The sequence below is a fragment of the Legionella parisiensis genome, assembly GCF_001467945.1.
Classification (GTDB): domain Bacteria; phylum Pseudomonadota; class Gammaproteobacteria; order Legionellales; family Legionellaceae; genus Legionella; species Legionella parisiensis.
The window spans coordinates 648,080-664,893 of record NZ_LNYQ01000013.1 but is presented as its reverse complement, the minus strand read 5'-3'; the positions used below and the strand labels follow the sequence as shown (position 1 = coordinate 664,893).

Below are 16,814 nucleotides of genomic sequence, written 5' to 3'. Positions count from 1 at the left end.
CTTCTCCTCTTCTCTTTTTATTAGTGTAAAACAAATAAGCTTAAGGATTGATTAACAAAGAGATTTTTTAAATAAAATTATGAGGGTCTGTTACAATTCAAACAAAACAGCTATTTGAAAAAATTCATCACCGCATTTGAGTAAAAATCATCCTCAATTAGGTTATGATTTGCGCACGTAACAATAACTATGATTTGGTATTATTCCCAGTACCAAAGAAATGTTATTAAATATCTTAAAAATACGAAGAAGAATTCACTTCCCCATTTTCAGATTGAATGTTTTGCTATGTTTCGAGCAAAAGTTAAAGCCATTCCCAGTAATGAACAAACTGAAACGGATTTACCGGCATCTGGTGTTCTCCTTGATCACTGCTTTTTTGATTTGGACAATCTCTTTGATAGCAAGCAACGAAAGATTAGCATTATTAATAAAGGCAATCATGGTGACAATGATTTTTTAAACACGTCAATCAAATTTTTGATGATGAAATTAAAACATTAAATCTTTATTCATCCGAAGTTTTTTATAATCAATCTGTTAAACATGCAAAATCGATCGATTATCATTGATAATGAAAAACGAACTGGGTCGTTTAAAGACATCTTTGGATCAATGTTTGCTGATGCGGCAAACTTGAGTTCTTCTGAGTATCAAACAAAATACGGCCTAAGTTGATAGAAAAAACCCGGGGATTCTATTCATAGATTCCCCGGGTTACGATTTTCGCTAGTCTAAGGTAGAAGCGTTAAATTCCGTTAACACTACTTTATTTCATACCTTTATTAAATTCAGATGACAGACGACTCTCTTCTGATACCTGCTCTTTACGAGCCTCTTGAACCTCCGACATAAAGAACTTAACTTTTGAGAACCACCCTTTATCCCAACCAGGATTTGTCTGAGCTGCGTTTTGTAATTCTTCATAATTTTTTTCTGTTGGTTCACTTGCATAAGCTTGCATTGCTTTCATAACAGCCACTTTGGGTACATGCGTCTTATCAGTCGCATCACCTTTATCATATTTAGCCAAATATGCTGCAATAGAATCATCTATCTGAGCTTTTATGCCTTTTACGTTTTTCCCAATATTTTCATATTTTTTATTATTTTCGCTAAGCTGTCCAACTAATTTCTCTAATTCTGTACTTTGCTTTCCTCTTGGCTGCGTTCTTTCATACGTTTGGTACGCCGTAACTACTCGTTGCCAATCCTCTTTCTTCGTTGGGCTTTCTTTCGCCATGTAGGTATTTAACTCAGTATACAAAGCTTTAAGAGGAGTATCTGTCTTTGTTGTTTTACCAAGACCCAAAAAGCCCTTATCAATCTCTACAAGCTTGCCGCTCTCTATATCTTTTTCCTTTTGGCTTTGTATGAGACCTTTTATGTCTTCGCGTTCTGCTTTCGCATGAAGTGTCTGAGTGCTGACACTTTTTAGTTTCAAGCGTAAGTTTTTGGTAAAATCTTCCGCTCCATAGATACTTCGCCATAGCTTGTCGAAAATACCATCTTTTGCAACCAATTTAGCCAAATAGTCTTCATCTTTTTCAATTTTTGATTCAATAATGTCTACGTTACTAAGAGGCTTAGATAGACCCATCGCCGCTGTTTTTTCCATAATTGCTTTAGGAAGTTCTTCCTTAATTGAAGATATAAGTTTTGATGATACTCCCTTTGCCAGCTGCTTATCATCAAATATTTGCATAATTGCACTTTGCTTCATTGCTGAATTCTGATTTATTTTTTCTATAACCTTATCAAGGTACTGAACAATTTTATCATTACCGTGGACTGCATGCACACGTCTTTTGTCTCGTAAGTAATCTAAAGCAATTGCAGCATCAAGACTTAATGGAGCTTTAACACCATCTTTAGTATAGCAATTATAAGGGGCATCCAAATCATTTATATTATGGAGCAATTGTATCCTACAATAATTGGAAACACCTTCGTCAAAACCTTTAAAATCATTATACTTTTCAGCTAGCTCACGCATCTCCTGTTCATCTTTTTCAGTCCGTCCTCGTCTGTACTTTGTTGTTTTAGCCCCCATACTCTTCAATTCTTTATAGCGTATGTAATCAGATGTCTTCTGATTGCCATACATTACGGCACTTACCATCCCATCTTCATTACCTGTCATGATGGAAATTCCAGCCTTGGTAGTTACGGATACAACGCCGCCAATCTTGCTTTCTTTAGGGTGAGTGGCTGCTTTAACAACGGCATTTGTAAATCCTTGTCTATGCAGTTCTTGGGCAACCTGTAAGGCAAGGGGGTGATCGCCAAAGCCGCCCTCACAAGAGACTAATTTAATTGATTTAAGTTGGGTCTTATCTTTACCCTGAAATTGCTTGGCAAGATCCCGTGCTAATTCTACTGGCGTTTTGTCTCCGATATGTTGCCGTGTGTCATCGCTATGAGCCAGTAAAATGATTTCATCTGGTACTTCTTGTCCTTTAGTGCCAAACTCAAGTAATGGAATCTGCTCCGTTCTCTTACCTGCACCTTTAGCTACATTTTCTCGCAGCTTTTGTGCAGTCCCTAACTCGGAATCATCCCCGATATAATAAATTGCTTGGTCTAATTTTAATCTACTCATTTGATTTATCTCAAAAAGGTTCGCTTAAATTAATTATAGAACTATTTTGGATTTTTATTTTTTAGTTCTTCCCACATAATGAAATTTTGTTGCAGTTAAGTTTTCATCTCGTTCATGTGTTCTGTCATTATGGCAGGAACACCCAGTTCATAGTTGTTTGACATGGCAGCCTCCTTTTTCATTTTTTATCAGTATAAAACAACTAAGCTTAAGGATTGATTAAGAAAGAATCATTTTCGAAAAATTATCTTTAATAGAAGAGCGTAAACTAGTTGTTTGCAATGAGGATTATCTGAGAATAGAACACGCAGCCAAAATGAACTTACTTCATTTATTAATGATGAATGGAGTAACAATATGCCGCGCATTGCAAGCTACCAGCTCCAGCAGCGGTATCGAATATACACTTACTTCAGAACTAGCATCTCAGGGAATTTCTGTTATCGCTATTACTAGATATAATGACCTGTTACTTAAACTAAAGAATGAATATCCGGATAACTTAATCCATTATTCAAAAAGCAAGGCCATAAAAATATGATTTTCATATTCTCCATCGATTCGTACTGCATTCTTATGTATCCCTTCTTTTACAAACCCGTATTTTTCATACAGTGCAATTGCCGCTTTATTATGTTCACGCACTGTAAGCTCAATCCGTGTTAACCCTTTTTCTTGAGCCATCTGTAAAGCGGTGCTTAATAATGCCTCGCCAATACCCTGACCTCTATATGACGCAATGACGCCAATTCCCAAAGATCCAACATGAGCAAAAACAGGCCGGTCAAGCGAACTGATATCGCACCACCCCACCAAGCGATCCTGATGCAAAGCTACAACATGCGGCCAATTATTCTTGATATGATCTAAAACAAACTCTTTAGTTAATTGGATCGGAGGCCCTTCTAAAAAAGCTAAAAATTTACGCTCACGGGCAACACTATCCACTGCGGACCAAAACGCTTCAATATGTTGTTCTTGAATAGGGACAATAGTAAATTGCATAAGCTTCTGCTCAATGTTGGATCGAGATGTTAGTAAAAAGAAGTTTTGTCTTGGAGTCAATAGCGATTGTAACTTAATGGTCTCACTTAAGGATTTTAAATTTACAAGTAGGTTGAACTAACATTCTGAGCAATTTTGTGGGGCTACGCTTATCATTATTGCGGATAGAAATTAAAATAAGGAGAAAACGCAACGATCATGTTATAGTTCAAATTATCTCATAATAAGTTGAGAAATATGGAAGAAATTATAATCTATCACAATCCTAGATGCTCCAAATCAAGAAAAACTTTGGAACTACTGCTGAGTAAAAATGTAGAGCCTGTTATTGTTGAATACCTTAAAACCCCGCTTAATCTGGAACAATTGAAAAATTTAAGGGCTCACTTTGCATTTAAAGATTTTGTGCGAACCGATGAGGCTGTTTTTAAAGAACTGCGATTATCCCTGGATGATGAAAATCAAGTGTTGCATGCGATGCTCAAAGAACCCATATTAATGCAACGCCCTATAGTTACTTATAAAAACAAGGCCATTATTGGACGTCCGCCTGAAAACGTCCTGGAATTATTTAAGTAACCCTTTCTCGTAGCCTGGGTTAAGGTGTAGCCGTAACCCGTAAAATTAGAAACAGAAAACCCCGGTTACGCTGCGAAGCACCCAGACTACAGGTATTTATTAAGATGTTAATTGATTTGGGCACCCTGCTTGATGGAATGATACCAGTGCATTATAAATACCCTGGTAATCTGCAAATGCATTTCTATTTGCTTTAATATCATCAAAAACGTTGTCTGTTCTGCTACACGTTCCGGCATCTGTGATATTTAAATGATCACCACTCGCTTTTTTGTAGGCTATAAACGTTTCACCGCAATGCAAATGGGGTCTTTTTGACGCACTATTTCCCAAGAACTCCTGATTATTACAATAAGTTTTCTTAAAGTTGAGCTTCAGATGAGACAGGCCTGCGAATGCATTTGCTGAAAATGAAATAATAAAACATGCTGCCGTAATTGAGAGTTTATTCATCATATAGCTTCCAAAAAAAAGTGAAAAGATAAATTTAACACATCTCAATACAGTAACCAAGACTCAATTTCTGAGAGCCAGTATTTATCTCATGATCACGTCTCTGCCGACACCCCGCCCCACGACATGCTCTGGGGTGGAGTAGAGTCGAACACAGAGATTGAGAAATAAGTATTATAAATACACCTCTTGAGAGAAGACTCTCTATTTCTGCATCACATAACTTCCAGGTGCAGGAGGCAATGAGGAATCAAGATGAGGTGGCGAAACACGTCTTTGCGAACTGTTGTCTACTAACCATTCATGCCAGGCAAACCACCAGGAGCCATCCCTTTTTTTTGCCTTGCCCAACCATTTCTTAGGTCCAATATAAGGCATGTTTTTTTTACTTTCAAGAAGAGAGTAATAGCGTCCAGGGTGATTGGGTTCACTGACAATTCCTGCATTGTGGCCACCACTTGTCAACACAAAGGTAATATCTGTATGCATCATCAGGTGGATTTTATATACGGATTCCCAAGGCGCGATATGGTCATGTTCTGTGCTCACAGCAAAAATAGGTAAATGAATATTCTTAGGCGCTACCAATTCATCCTCAACGCGAAAATGTCCCTCTGCGAAATCATTCTGCAGAAAGAGTTTCTCAAGATATTCTGTATGCATCTTATAAGGCATCCGAGTAGCGTCAGCGTTCCAGGCAAGCAGGTCAATCATGCCGCGCTTTTTACCCGTCATGTAGTCGTCAATCATTTTTGACCAAATCAGATCGTAGGTGCGCAGCATCTGAAAAGATCCTGCCATATGTTTGGGATCCAGGTACCCTTTTTCCCACATCATATTTTTAAGAAATGCTATTTCACTTTCAGTGATGAACAGCATGAGCTCACCTGCCTTTGTAAAATCCCCTTGTGCCGCCAGAAGAGAAAGGCTTTTAAGACGGTTATCTTTATCTCTTGCCATTGCAGCAGCTGTAATCATTGCCAGAGTTCCACCAAGACAATATCCCATCAAATGAATTTTTGTCTTAGGTAAAATGTTACTTACCGCGTCGATTGCTGCCATTGCGCCTTGTCGGTAATAATCATCCATCCCTAAATCACGGTCTTTCTCATCCGGATTCCGCCATGAAACCATAAAAACCGTATGCCCTTGTCCAACAAGCCATTTAACCAAGGAATTTCCAGGTGATAAATCCAGAATATAATATTTCATTATCCATGCTGGTAATATCAGTATTGGCTCTTTGAAAACAGTTTCAGTTTTTGGTTCATATTGAATTAATTCAATCAAATGGTTCGAAAATACTACTTTTCCTGGAGTAATCGCAACATTCTTTCCTGGTTTGAACTTCCCGGCACCAGGGGGGGGCAAACCAGCCAATCTTCTTAGTGCATGCTCCACAGCAATCTCTGTACCTTGAATCAAATTAATCCCGCCACAGCGAATTGTTTCATAAAAAAGATCGGGATTGGTCATTACAAAATTGGAAGGAGATAAAGCATCAAGTAACTGGCGAATACAAAAAGAAACCGTACGCTCTGAGCGCTTGGACAGCCCAGGAACTTTTCGTGTTGCATGACACATCCATTCTTCAATCTGGAGAAAAACTTCCGCATACAAACGCCATGGCATCAACTGCCAATTCTCTTTATGAAAACGTACATCTTGTCCTTGCGCTGGTTGTGTATCACACAATAGATGCGCCAAAAATTCATCAATATGCAAGATAGGATAATAAGTCAATGCCAATAAATGTCCTGGCGATTGAGCTAATTGCAAAAGCCAAGCACAATGAGCAGTTCCAATTACCGCAGGACTCATCCCCATTGTTATTTTACCAAGATTTGCCTGATACAATTTATTAATATAATAAAAAAAATCATCTAATTTATTTTTATAAAGGGAATATTGGGAATTATTGATCTCAGATGGGGGATCAGATTGCTTCTTTAAGCTTAATCGAGTTGAGTCTGTATTCTTTTTTTTAGTTTCTTTCATGGTCAATTCCTTTTTGATCCCAACCAACAACGCTTTTTTACTGCGGTTTAAGCAGATAGTGATGTAAATTATAGTATTATTTTCAATAATGTGCGTGCGCGAAACCTGCTTTCCCCTGCCTTTTAAGGCTTATCATGATACAAAACAATCAATTCCTTACTGGAAGAACATCCTAATAATTCCATTACCTTGGCCAAATTGCCTTCCACAGTTCTATGGGAAATATTCATATCACGCGCAATTTCTTTTGAGCTTTTTCCCTGGGCAAGTAATCTAAGGCTGACTGCTTGTTGTTCTGATAAGTGTATCGGCAGATGGGACGATTTATGAAACAGCACCATATCCTTCTCATTTAATAGCACTGGCTTGGACTTTCTTGTTTTATTTTCGGCAATATGCTCAAAAGCGATTAATAGATGTTTTTCCAACGCATTATCATCTGTATCAAGAGAGATAGTCGCTACATTTTCAAATAATCGATCGCGCTCCGCATGAAGTGTCTCAAAAAATTTTTCGAGATCGACCGGTAATAATGGCGGAGAATTGCGCGAAATTCGTCCTATTTGGATTGCAGTACTCACCTGCAAAAATACAACGAACTCTGAAGACAACAATTGTCGAGTTATCTCATTGCAGATAATACTTGCTTCAGTGGCTACTACTATATTTTCTTTAGTTTTCAGCGTACTCAATAGATCATGTTGGCATTGGTAAAAATCTTTTTGACCGTTCACACCCAAAATCTCATTTAAAGTACGTCCAAAATGATACTCTATTCCAAGATCAGCATCAATAAACTGCCAACCCAGTTTTTCAGCCAATAATTTTGCAAATAAACCTTTACCAGCACCTGGTAAACCGACAATAAAAATGCGTTTGTGTTGCGTCATATTCCTTTCCTACATGTGAGCTTTTTTAATGAGTACGAATTACTGAATCTATGGAACATTATAAAATATGTATTCAAATGACATCAATACGTAGGAATACGTATCAAATGTTACAATTTTTAATCAGGAAATTTTAGGAACTCTTTTCTACTAACAATTTTTTTACAGCTAATAAATCAAGATAGGCATTTTTCTTATCGGCTGGATTACGTAAAAGATAAGCCGGATGATAGCTTACCATGAAGGGAATATTATTGTAGTGATGTAATGTATGACGTAATTGTTTCAACGGAAGCGGTTCATTCAGTAAGAATTGCCCTGCAAAACGTCCCAAAGCCAAGATCAAATGGGGTTGAATCAACTCAATTTGCCGGGCTAGATAAGAACTGCATTGAGCAATTTCATCCAACTGAGGATCTCGGTTATTTGGCGGCCTGCATTTCAAAACATTGGCAATGTAAACTTCTTCTTCAACTATCTCTATGCTTTGCAACATTTGATTGAGTAAACTTCCTGCTTTACCTACAAAGGGAAGCCCTTGCTTATCCTCATAAAAACCTGGAGCCTCACCAATAATCATCAGTTTTGCTGTCACACTGCCACGAAAAAAAACAGTTTGCGTGCGGGTTTTATGTAAAGAACAACGCGTGCACGCAGCCACCTCTTTTGCCAATGCAGATAAATCCTGCCCGCATGAAGAATGAGGCTTGCGTAACTCCCAGAGGTCTATTCCCATAGCCTGTAGATAATAACGATTTAAAGCATCTGACATAGAACGCTCACTTCAAATATAAATTTCTAGAGAAAAAATGAAGGGTTATTTTCGTTTTTAATTTTTGCTAAATCAATGCTGTGGTATGAAAAAATAACACCGTCTGAACCCATTACAGCAAAATCTGACATCCTTGTGAAGGCAGAGGTCCATCTGGGATGGATCTCCAAAGCCTCAATAGGATATCCTATCCTTCCAATCTATTGGGTGAAACAATCCTTAGTAGATACACAATATTGAAGCATTCAGACATAAAGCCCTACTTTAGAATGGTTACATTATCCCAATCTACGCGCCTCTTCAAACAACACTTGGCACACCTCCTCAAATTGGGTCTCATGCCAAATATTTTCAACAAGCAATGTTCCGTTATCGAGGCATACCTCATAAGCGGCTAATCCGATCAATATATGGGAAAATTTAATTTTTCTAAATTTGCTTAATGCTTCAAATAGCGTCAATCGTTCAATTTCGGAACCTGAAATATCATCGCCAAACTCACCATCAACGCCATTAAACTTTGTAGTAAACCATTCTTCCAAAGGCTGCCCGCTCATGATGAAGCTGTGAGATATTTGCGAACCTCCCAAAACTCGGGCATCCAAATACTGTTGAATATCAACGCAAATAGTATTTTTCTTTATATAGTGTAATGCTTCAGTAAATAATAAGGTTAATTCAAATGTCTGAACCTGCACTATAGCGCGTAATTCAATAACTGACTTAAGCAGATGCTGCTTTTTAGCCTGGCTTTCTTTAGCGTGATCCTGTTGTAGATTCTTCTTGGCTTCCTCTATTTGCTGATCCAGCTTAGCAATAATTGTTTCGAGACGCATCGCATTGCTTTCTTCGGTTAAATGCTCTTGCAACCAACCGCGCAACGCTGTAGGCAAAGAGAGTGCTTGCTTACTTGAAAATGCTTTTGTTAATGCAGCATTAAAATCATCAGGAGTTAATTGATTATATAATTCACCTGCCTTCATATAAAGATTTGCATGTTCTTCCTCCAAATGCTCTTCCAGCATTTTGCGCTGTAAATCATCAATTTTAGCTTTGTTTGTTATTTCAATCATCCCTCCCCCTGGTAAAAGATAAAATCCTTGATGTTTCGCAAAACGGATCCGTCCCTGTGCATCGACATGGATTCTATCTACTGCTTCATTTTCAAGCTTCCCTCCCATTTGGATTTGAATGGGATATAACTGAGCAGCGGGAGGATAATAAATATCAAGCTCATCCAAGTTAAAAAGATGTGATTTATTGGTTTTCTTCAAATGAGCTTTTTGTGCTGCACGAAACTCTTTCCAAATCTCTGGCGTATATTCATGAATAGAATGTTTCAATCTCATTTGGCCTGGCGTTTTACCAAACTCAAACCAAGAACTTAATTGAGCATCCATTTCCATGCCATAGAAATCTAATAAAATATCAAAATACTGTTGGTTCTCCATGCGTTGCAAAACATCAACGTAATTAATGAATGTCGCTGCATAAGCTAAAACTTTAAAATGAGTCTTTGCTTGATTCTGATGGATTACTTGGCCGGGAAGCTTTTTGATACCTGCAATCATTTCCTGCATCATAGCACGTCGAGCCTGAGGGTCCGCTTCTTTATATTCGATTAATATGGGGCCAACATCTGTAAATAACTGCACTAGGGATTCCTCCTCATTTAGAGAAAAGATTTTTTTATAACTTTGAAGCACTCACTTTAAAACAATTAAATACCAGTTTATTCAAGTTTTTATCTCATTATAGTTAATGATTTTAAATTATTTTGCTAATATATCTTCGGTTGTCATTTAGGAAGAAAATTATTCATGACCACAGCGAAGAATCCAAGTCCTTATTCAGCAGACACAGCGTTTCAAGATGGCAGGTTACGCCAGGCTCAACTAAAAATGCTTGCCATGCTTGAGGTAGTGGATACAATTTGTCTTAAACATAGTTTGGACTATTGGCTTGATGCGGGAACCCTCTTAGGGGCTGTTCGGCATCAAGGTTTTATTCCCTGGGACGACGATGTGGATATTGCCATGCCACGTGCTAGCTATGAACAATTTTTACGTGTAGCGCCAGCAGAAATTCCAAAATGGATGTGGCTGCAAACAATTCATAGTGATCCAGGCTATTTTAATATGGCTACCCCTTTAAAAATCAGAGATCGCTCCAGCCGCTTTATTGAAAAACACGAAAAAGGTAATGAGCCTTACATTCAGGGTATCTTTATTGATGTTTTTGTCTATGACACCATGCCTGTAGATCCCAAGCAACGTAAGCGATATAAATTCTACGCGAAAAAGCTCTCGCGGTTATTAAGCACCAAATACAGTAAAGTAAAAATAGGGCACTATCCTGCTTTTTATAAAGTTCTAGCCTCTTTTTTTCCCAAGTCTCTGCTTGAATTTTGTTTGCAAAAAATTATTCATCAAGCCAATACCAGTAAAAGCCCTTATATAGGAAGAGGCTATAATTGCGTAGGAAGAAATTTAATCAAAAAAGATGAAATATATCCTTTACAACGAGTTTCGTTTGAAACCAAAGAATTTAATATTCCGCAAAATGCAGATATATTTCTTATTCAACAATATGGAGATTATTTGCAGTTGCCTCCTGAAAATCAAAGAATAATGAGACATTGCAAGGAGCTTATCCCTCATCTGGAAGAAATCATTTAAATAACCAGGGTAACTGGATCTAATTATTGTTTCTCTCAATTAAGTTAATTTTCCATTGCCTTTGCAGGGGTAGAATATCCTATTAAGGCTTAGGATGGACATGATAAATGGATCCCTGCCTTCGCAGGGATAACAAGGGGGCGCACTCAGAATTTATGCACCGCATCCAGTGGATCCGCCTGAAGACAAGAGCTGGATTCCACGCATAAAGCGCGGCTATCAGGTATTTTGATTTTATATTATGCTAAGAGGCATTTACTCTAGATATTGACAAATAATCATGCAATCGGTTATTATTAAATCCAATATCAAACAAGCACATCATTATTAAAGAGGCTTAAACACATCATGGAAATTATCTCTTAAGTACGCCCTAAGCACAGGGCAACGACGGTAACAGTCGTACTAATTGCCCATTTGCACTACTTAAGTGAGTTACATGATGCATAAGCCAATTCAATTTAAACACCTTTGTCTTTCTTTTCCCCATAAAACATGTTTTGTGGATTTTAGCGGCCAAATTCCCTATGGCAGTCGTATTGCGATTATAGGGCGTAACGGCTCTGGAAAATCTACCCTGCTTAAATTACTTGCAGGAATACTTGAACCAACTGATGGTGGCATCTGTTTTCCTAAAGAAATAAAGATAGGTTATGTGCCGCAAATTATTGAAGAATTTGATTCATTAAGTGGAGGGCAGCGTTTCCATAAATTATTAACTCAAGCACTAGCATCCGCTCCAGATCTCTTAATGCTGGATGAACCCAGTAATCACTTGGATCGTAACAATCGCCGCTCATTGATGAGAATGCTCGCTAACTATAGGAACACTTTGATTATGGTGACTCATGATATTGAATTACTGCAATCCAGTGTAGATACGATTTGGCATGTCGATCATGGAGAAGTACATATTTTTACAGGATGTTATGAGGATTATTTACGAGAAATCAATATTCAACGCGGTGCGATTGAGGGTGAAATTGCAGATCTGATGCGTCAGAAAAAACAGATTCACGCAGATATGATGAGAGAGCAGGCACGTGCTAAAAGCAGCAGAACTCAAGGTGAAAAACACATCCAGCAGAGAAAATGGCCTACCATCGTGTCACAAAGCAAAGCAGGAAATGCCCAAAAAACCTCAGGTCGTAAAAAAAGTGCGATCAATCAAAAAAAACTGGAGCTCACGACACGTTTATCCGCTCTCTACATACCTGAGGTCATTCAACCTAAATTTGCTTTGCATGGAGTAGGAACCAATCAGGCTTTAGTGACCGTCAGTGAAGGTACTGTTGGTTACGAGAAAAATAATCCTGTTCTGCGGGAATTGCGATTCTCAATAAAAGCACGCGAACGGATTGCGATTCATGGGAACAATGGCTGCGGTAAGTCCACTTTACTCAAGGCCATTTTGAGCAATAAAGTGGTAATAAAAAAAGGAGACTGGGCCATACCTCACGCGCATGAGATCGGTTACCTAGACCAGCATTATAACAATCTGCCAGCAGAGAATACGGTATGGGAAGCTATAAGCTCTTTCTTAAAGGATAAATCCTATACCGAAATTAGGAGCTATTTAAATGATTTTTTATTTCGAAAAAATGAAGAAATTAATGCGTTGGTTTCAACCTTATCTGGCGGAGAAAAAGCCAGACTTTCCCTGGCACAAATTGCAGCAATTACACCCAAACTACTTATTTTGGATGAAATGACCAACAATCTGGATAGAGAAACCCGCGCGTATGTAATCCAGGTACTGAAAGTATATCCAGGTGCCATGATTGTGATTTCTCATGACTCTGATTTTTTGAGCGCTATTGAAGTAACTGACGGATATGAAATAAAGGATGGATTATTAAGATCCTTATAGGATATGTTTACATTTCTGCTATCTTGGCCAAACTGTTCTGATTTTCTGCAATGCATCCTGCATGCTGCGCTTAGGTATCAGTAAATCAAGTTATTTTGATTTAAGCAGCGGCATGTAAACACACCCCAACCGTAACGAAAACCGAGTAAAAAGTATGAATAAAACAGACACTTCTCTTAGTAAATTTTTCTTCAATCTGATCAAGCCCTATAGGGGGTATGTTATTGGACTATTATTTACCGCTGCATATTGGGGGATTAATAATTCACTTTCACCTTATATGTTAAAGCTTATTATTGATAAGATCGCTGCATATTCAGGCGATAAAACAGCTGTGTTGGCTGCAATAAAACCCAACGTCATCATATACATTACACTTTGGGTTTTAATTGCTGTTGATATGCGTCTTTCAGATTGGTTTCGCCTAAAGTTATTCCCCTACATCCGCTATGATTTGGTGAATCACATGTTTGCCTATTTGAATCAGCACTCACATCGATTTTTCCAAAATAACTTTGCAGGAAGTTTATCAAATAAAATTTCTGATATGACTGCAGGCACCATAACGATGTTCACCACGATTGATGATGCTGCAGCACAAATTGTTGGTCTTATTATTGCAATTATAAGCATGCTTCTTGTGCATCCCGTATTTGCCTTAATTTTACTTATTTGGGCAAGTATATTTTTGGGAATCGCAATGGTTTATTTCAAGCCAGTTCAGGATCTGTCTAATGTGTTCGCGGCCAGTAAAACGACATTAGTCGGAAAAATTGTTGATAGTATAAGCAATATTACAAACCTGCGTTTGTTTTCCAGAGCAAGCTACGAAAATCAATTGATTCGCAATACAGTTCAAGATACCACAGATAAAGATCAGATCATGCAATGGACTATTTTGAAAATGCGTACTTTTTGGGATGTAAGTATTATCGTGCTGATTGCTGCTAATTTATATATGTTGGTCATTATGTACAGTAAAAACCAAGTATCAATCGGTGATTTTAGTTTTATTATTTCATTATCAATCAGCATTTTTTATAATTTGTGGTATCTGGCAAGTCAATTTGTACTTTTTGCAGAAGAACTGGGTAAATGCAAACAAGCCCTGACTCTAATTTCCGAGTCACATGAGATTACGGATAAACCCAATGCACAACCTCTAATAGTCACTCAAGGTCGTATTGAATTTAAAAATGTGAGTTTTCACTATGATGACGGGGCACATCTTTTTAAAAATAAATCCGTGATAATAGAGCCTGGGCAAAAAATTGGTCTTGTAGGTTTATCGGGCTCTGGAAAAAGCACTTTTGTTAATCTAATTCTCCGTTTGTTTGACGTAGAGTCGGGAAAAATTTTGATTGATGGAAAAAATATTTGCGATGTCACCCAAGAATCATTGCGTGAAAATATTGCGATGATTCCTCAAGATGTGACTTTGTTTCATCGCACCTTAATGGAGAATATTCGTTATGGCCGCATTGATGCAACAGATGCAGAAATCATTTCAGCATCAAAAAAAGCACACTGCCATGAATTTATTTCCCAACTCCCTGAAAAATATAATGCCTTAGTTGGTGAACGCGGTATTAAGTTATCGGGAGGACAACGACAACGTATTGCGATTGCCAGAGCTATGTTAAAAAACGCGCCCATTCTGATTCTGGATGAGGCGACATCTGCGTTAGATTCACTGACTGAAAAATTGATTCAGGATGGTTTGCATGTGTTAATGCAAAATAGAACGACTATTGTTATTGCGCATCGACTCTCTACTTTATCCGAAATGGATAGGATTTTGGTTTTTGAGGAAGGTCGTATCATTGAAGATGGTTCGCATGAGGAACTCATTAAAATAGCAAGTCATTATAGCCGTATGTGGAAGATGCAAGCTGGGGGATTTTTACCTGATACGTTGTAGTGAACCTGACGAAAATGAAGCCATAACCTGGGGACTATAAAAAGAAAACCCGGGTTGACTTCTTCTTCACCTAGTCTATAACGCTGCAGGTATCGTCAGTTTATTACGAGAAACTTTGGCATATTGAGCCATTATTTAATAAACATTACTTTGCTTAACTCTATACTACTACGTTCCGCGGACAACCCGAGGAACGCAGGAATGAAGATAATAAAAAACTGTTACTTCCTCAGGCTATAAAGGCGAATGCTTCTTACATTGAAGCTTGTTCAGTAACCGTTTTTTTACTTCGTTCATGCTGTATCAACAGTTCAGCAAGCGCATCTGGGCTAGCATCTTTTTTAGGATCAATTGCCCGCTCATTCCATTTAGGTATTCTAACTGCCTTAAAAAAATGATCTTCAGCTTGTTCAAAGCGTTTATCATAATCGGGTGTATAAATCTTGCTGAATCCAGTGATTTCTCCCTTGTCATCTGCCTCTAACTCCAGAATGGCCTTTTGAATCGCAGTTTTGGCATCTAGTTTTGTACCCTTGATTCCATCCTCCAAGATCTTTTTAGCAGCTTCAAAAGTTTCTGAAAAAACGACTTCATGACCTAACGAATATCCACAAACTTGCTCATACGTCATTGTGTGGAAAGGAGAAACTAAATAAGAAGCCAAATCGGAAAAACCATCTCCTACCTTGGTATATGCAGGACTAACGATTGCGTATATCTTTTTCATTTTATTCCCTAAAAATTAAAATATATAAAAGTCCGTTCACGAATATGAACTGGCCCAATCTCCATTTAAATGCGTTTAAATATTATCACATTTGTCTTATTTGTATATGTCTGCAAAATTCGGTATGTTTCTGATGCAAATGTCCTAAAAAAAGACCTTTTTCCAAACTCTCTGAGGGGAGTAAAGTGCGAGAAAAACCGGAGCGAAGAACCTGAGTGTATACACAGTGACATGAGAATTGAGCATCGACGAGCAATTTCCTTCCTCAATAGCGTTTGGAAAGAGATCTAATGACCATTGAGAGTAATTTTCATTCACTCATCTATACTCAAAATACCCAGTAAAAAAATTTTGATTTTTTGCAGGATGCAATGCTGGGGCTGACAAAAAAGGAGTGTTTTATGAAAGTTAATTATTTGGTTACTTCCCTCATTTTACTACCACTATGTGGTTTCAGCCAGACTCAAGATGATCTTACTACTTTAACTATGTCACAAAATCCGGAGAATAAAAACAGCCGTGTCACCACATACTCTAACGAAACAGAACATCTAAAACAAAATAAGTTGCTTACCCGCAGCATTGAATATCCTACTCAAATCATTCGTATGGAGGAAAATATAGAAAGCCAGCAATTTTCTTGCGATGAGGTGAATGATCAAATTGATAAAATCTTAGTACAACGTATAGTGAATGAAAAATTTTCTTATGCCATTTATATTAGTTGCTATTATAACCCGGAAACTAAATTGGCGACCCAATTCATTATCAACAGTTATTTTGACCCTTTAAGTGATGAAGCAATTACGTACTTGGAATCCTATCTCAGTGAATATAATGGTACAGATCTCTTAGGCACAAAATACAAAATTGAATCTGCAAAAGGTCTCATCATTTCCTTAGAGATTGCGGCAGGAATGAAAAAAAAACCCAATAGACCTCCTTTTACAGAATATAGAAAAGACCATAGCAGTTTCTATTTCAAAAGCAATTACGAAATGAAAAATAAGTTGTTTAGTGATATTTATCAAAATTTCTTTACTCCTGATCCAGATAAAATACTTCCTTTCCTGGATAGATGGATCTCTTCACATGCCAGCTCTATTTATAAAGCTGTCTTGAGAGATTCAAATTATGTTGAACTACTGCCTGAAAAAATTTTTCTTATGGATAATGAGGAAATATTTGTATCGAACTTGAAACAATATTTTGCCCATTTTTGTGAACCCTATGAAACTCATAGATGCTTAAATCGAGCGGGAAAAATTGACAGTGAGGAAAACTATTCTGAGGTTGCTTCGTAAACATGTAGCCTTGCC

The 16,814-nt window shown here is 37.7% G+C and carries 14 protein-coding genes; 6 read left to right on the top strand and 8 right to left on the bottom strand.

Translation table 11 applies throughout. The features are described from left to right. Positions 1-288 precede the first annotated feature (288 nt). Positions 289-504 carry a hypothetical protein gene (locus Lpar_RS18475; RefSeq protein WP_058517638.1) on the top strand — a complete coding sequence of 72 codons (216 nt, stop codon included), beginning with the start codon at positions 289-291 and terminating at the stop codon, positions 502-504. A gap of 265 nt (positions 505-769) precedes the next feature. Here the strand turns inward: Lpar_RS18475 and Lpar_RS09035 are convergent, their stop codons facing one another. Then, a complete protein-coding gene (locus tag Lpar_RS09035) occupies positions 770-2,602 on the bottom strand; it encodes a hypothetical protein (protein WP_058517637.1) in 1,833 nt (610 codons plus the stop codon). A gap of 510 nt (positions 2,603-3,112) precedes the next feature. Next, positions 3,113-3,607: a GNAT family N-acetyltransferase gene (locus Lpar_RS09030; RefSeq protein ID WP_058517636.1), complete on the bottom strand. Its 495-nt coding sequence runs from the start codon at positions 3,605-3,607 to the stop codon at positions 3,113-3,115. 237 nt (positions 3,608-3,844) lie between these two features. Here Lpar_RS09030 and arsC point away from each other — a divergent pair, with 237 nt between their 5' ends. Next, a complete protein-coding gene (gene arsC, locus Lpar_RS09025; protein WP_058517635.1) occupies positions 3,845-4,186 on the top strand; it encodes an arsenate reductase (glutaredoxin) in 342 nt (113 codons plus the stop codon). A 99-nt stretch (positions 4,187-4,285) separates the two neighbouring features. On the opposite strand, the gene Lpar_RS09020 is transcribed toward arsC, so the two are convergent. The 5 genes from Lpar_RS09020 to Lpar_RS09000 form a co-directional block, all read right to left on the bottom strand. Continuing rightward, complete coding sequence (locus tag Lpar_RS09020; RefSeq protein WP_237759374.1) at positions 4,286-4,642, bottom strand: hypothetical protein; 357 nt, start codon at positions 4,640-4,642, stop codon at positions 4,286-4,288. 201 nt (positions 4,643-4,843) lie between these two features. Next, a complete protein-coding gene (locus tag Lpar_RS09015; protein WP_058517634.1) occupies positions 4,844-6,637 on the bottom strand; it encodes a PHA/PHB synthase family protein in 1,794 nt (597 codons plus the stop codon). Positions 6,638-6,759: 122 nt separating this feature from the next. After that, positions 6,760-7,527 (bottom strand): shikimate kinase, encoded by a 768-nt coding sequence (locus Lpar_RS09010; protein ID WP_058517633.1) that lies wholly within the window; start codon positions 7,525-7,527, stop codon positions 6,760-6,762. A gap of 133 nt (positions 7,528-7,660) precedes the next feature. Next, a complete protein-coding gene (locus Lpar_RS09005; protein ID WP_058517632.1) occupies positions 7,661-8,299 on the bottom strand; it encodes a uracil-DNA glycosylase in 639 nt (212 codons plus the stop codon). A gap of 278 nt (positions 8,300-8,577) precedes the next feature. Then, a complete protein-coding gene (locus tag Lpar_RS09000) occupies positions 8,578-9,954 on the bottom strand; it encodes a hypothetical protein (RefSeq protein ID WP_172465775.1) in 1,377 nt (458 codons plus the stop codon). 165 nt (positions 9,955-10,119) lie between these two features. Between Lpar_RS09000 and Lpar_RS08995 the strand changes: the two genes are divergently transcribed. From Lpar_RS08995 to Lpar_RS08985, 3 genes are all read left to right on the top strand, one after another. Beyond that, positions 10,120-10,977, top strand: coding sequence for a LicD family protein (locus tag Lpar_RS08995; protein WP_058517631.1), 858 nt, complete (start codon positions 10,120-10,122; stop codon positions 10,975-10,977). Between the two features lie 439 nt (positions 10,978-11,416). Beyond that, positions 11,417-12,847: an ABC-F family ATP-binding cassette domain-containing protein gene (locus Lpar_RS08990; protein ID WP_058517630.1), complete on the top strand. Its 1,431-nt coding sequence runs from the start codon at positions 11,417-11,419 to the stop codon at positions 12,845-12,847. Between the two features lie 154 nt (positions 12,848-13,001). Then, the gene (locus tag Lpar_RS08985) at positions 13,002-14,768 is read left to right on the top strand and encodes an ABC transporter ATP-binding protein (RefSeq protein WP_058517629.1); all 1,767 of its coding nucleotides are present in this window, start codon (positions 13,002-13,004) and stop codon (positions 14,766-14,768) included. A gap of 253 nt (positions 14,769-15,021) precedes the next feature. On the opposite strand, the gene Lpar_RS08980 is transcribed toward Lpar_RS08985, so the two are convergent. Continuing rightward, positions 15,022-15,495 carry a hypothetical protein gene (locus Lpar_RS08980; protein ID WP_058517628.1) on the bottom strand — a complete coding sequence of 158 codons (474 nt, stop codon included), beginning with the start codon at positions 15,493-15,495 and terminating at the stop codon, positions 15,022-15,024. 401 nt (positions 15,496-15,896) lie between these two features. Here Lpar_RS08980 and Lpar_RS08975 point away from each other — a divergent pair, with 401 nt between their 5' ends. After that, on the top strand, positions 15,897-16,799 hold the full coding sequence (locus tag Lpar_RS08975; protein WP_058517627.1) for an Lpg0189 family type II secretion system effector: 903 nt from the start codon (positions 15,897-15,899) through the stop codon (positions 16,797-16,799). Positions 16,800-16,814 lie beyond the last annotated feature (15 nt).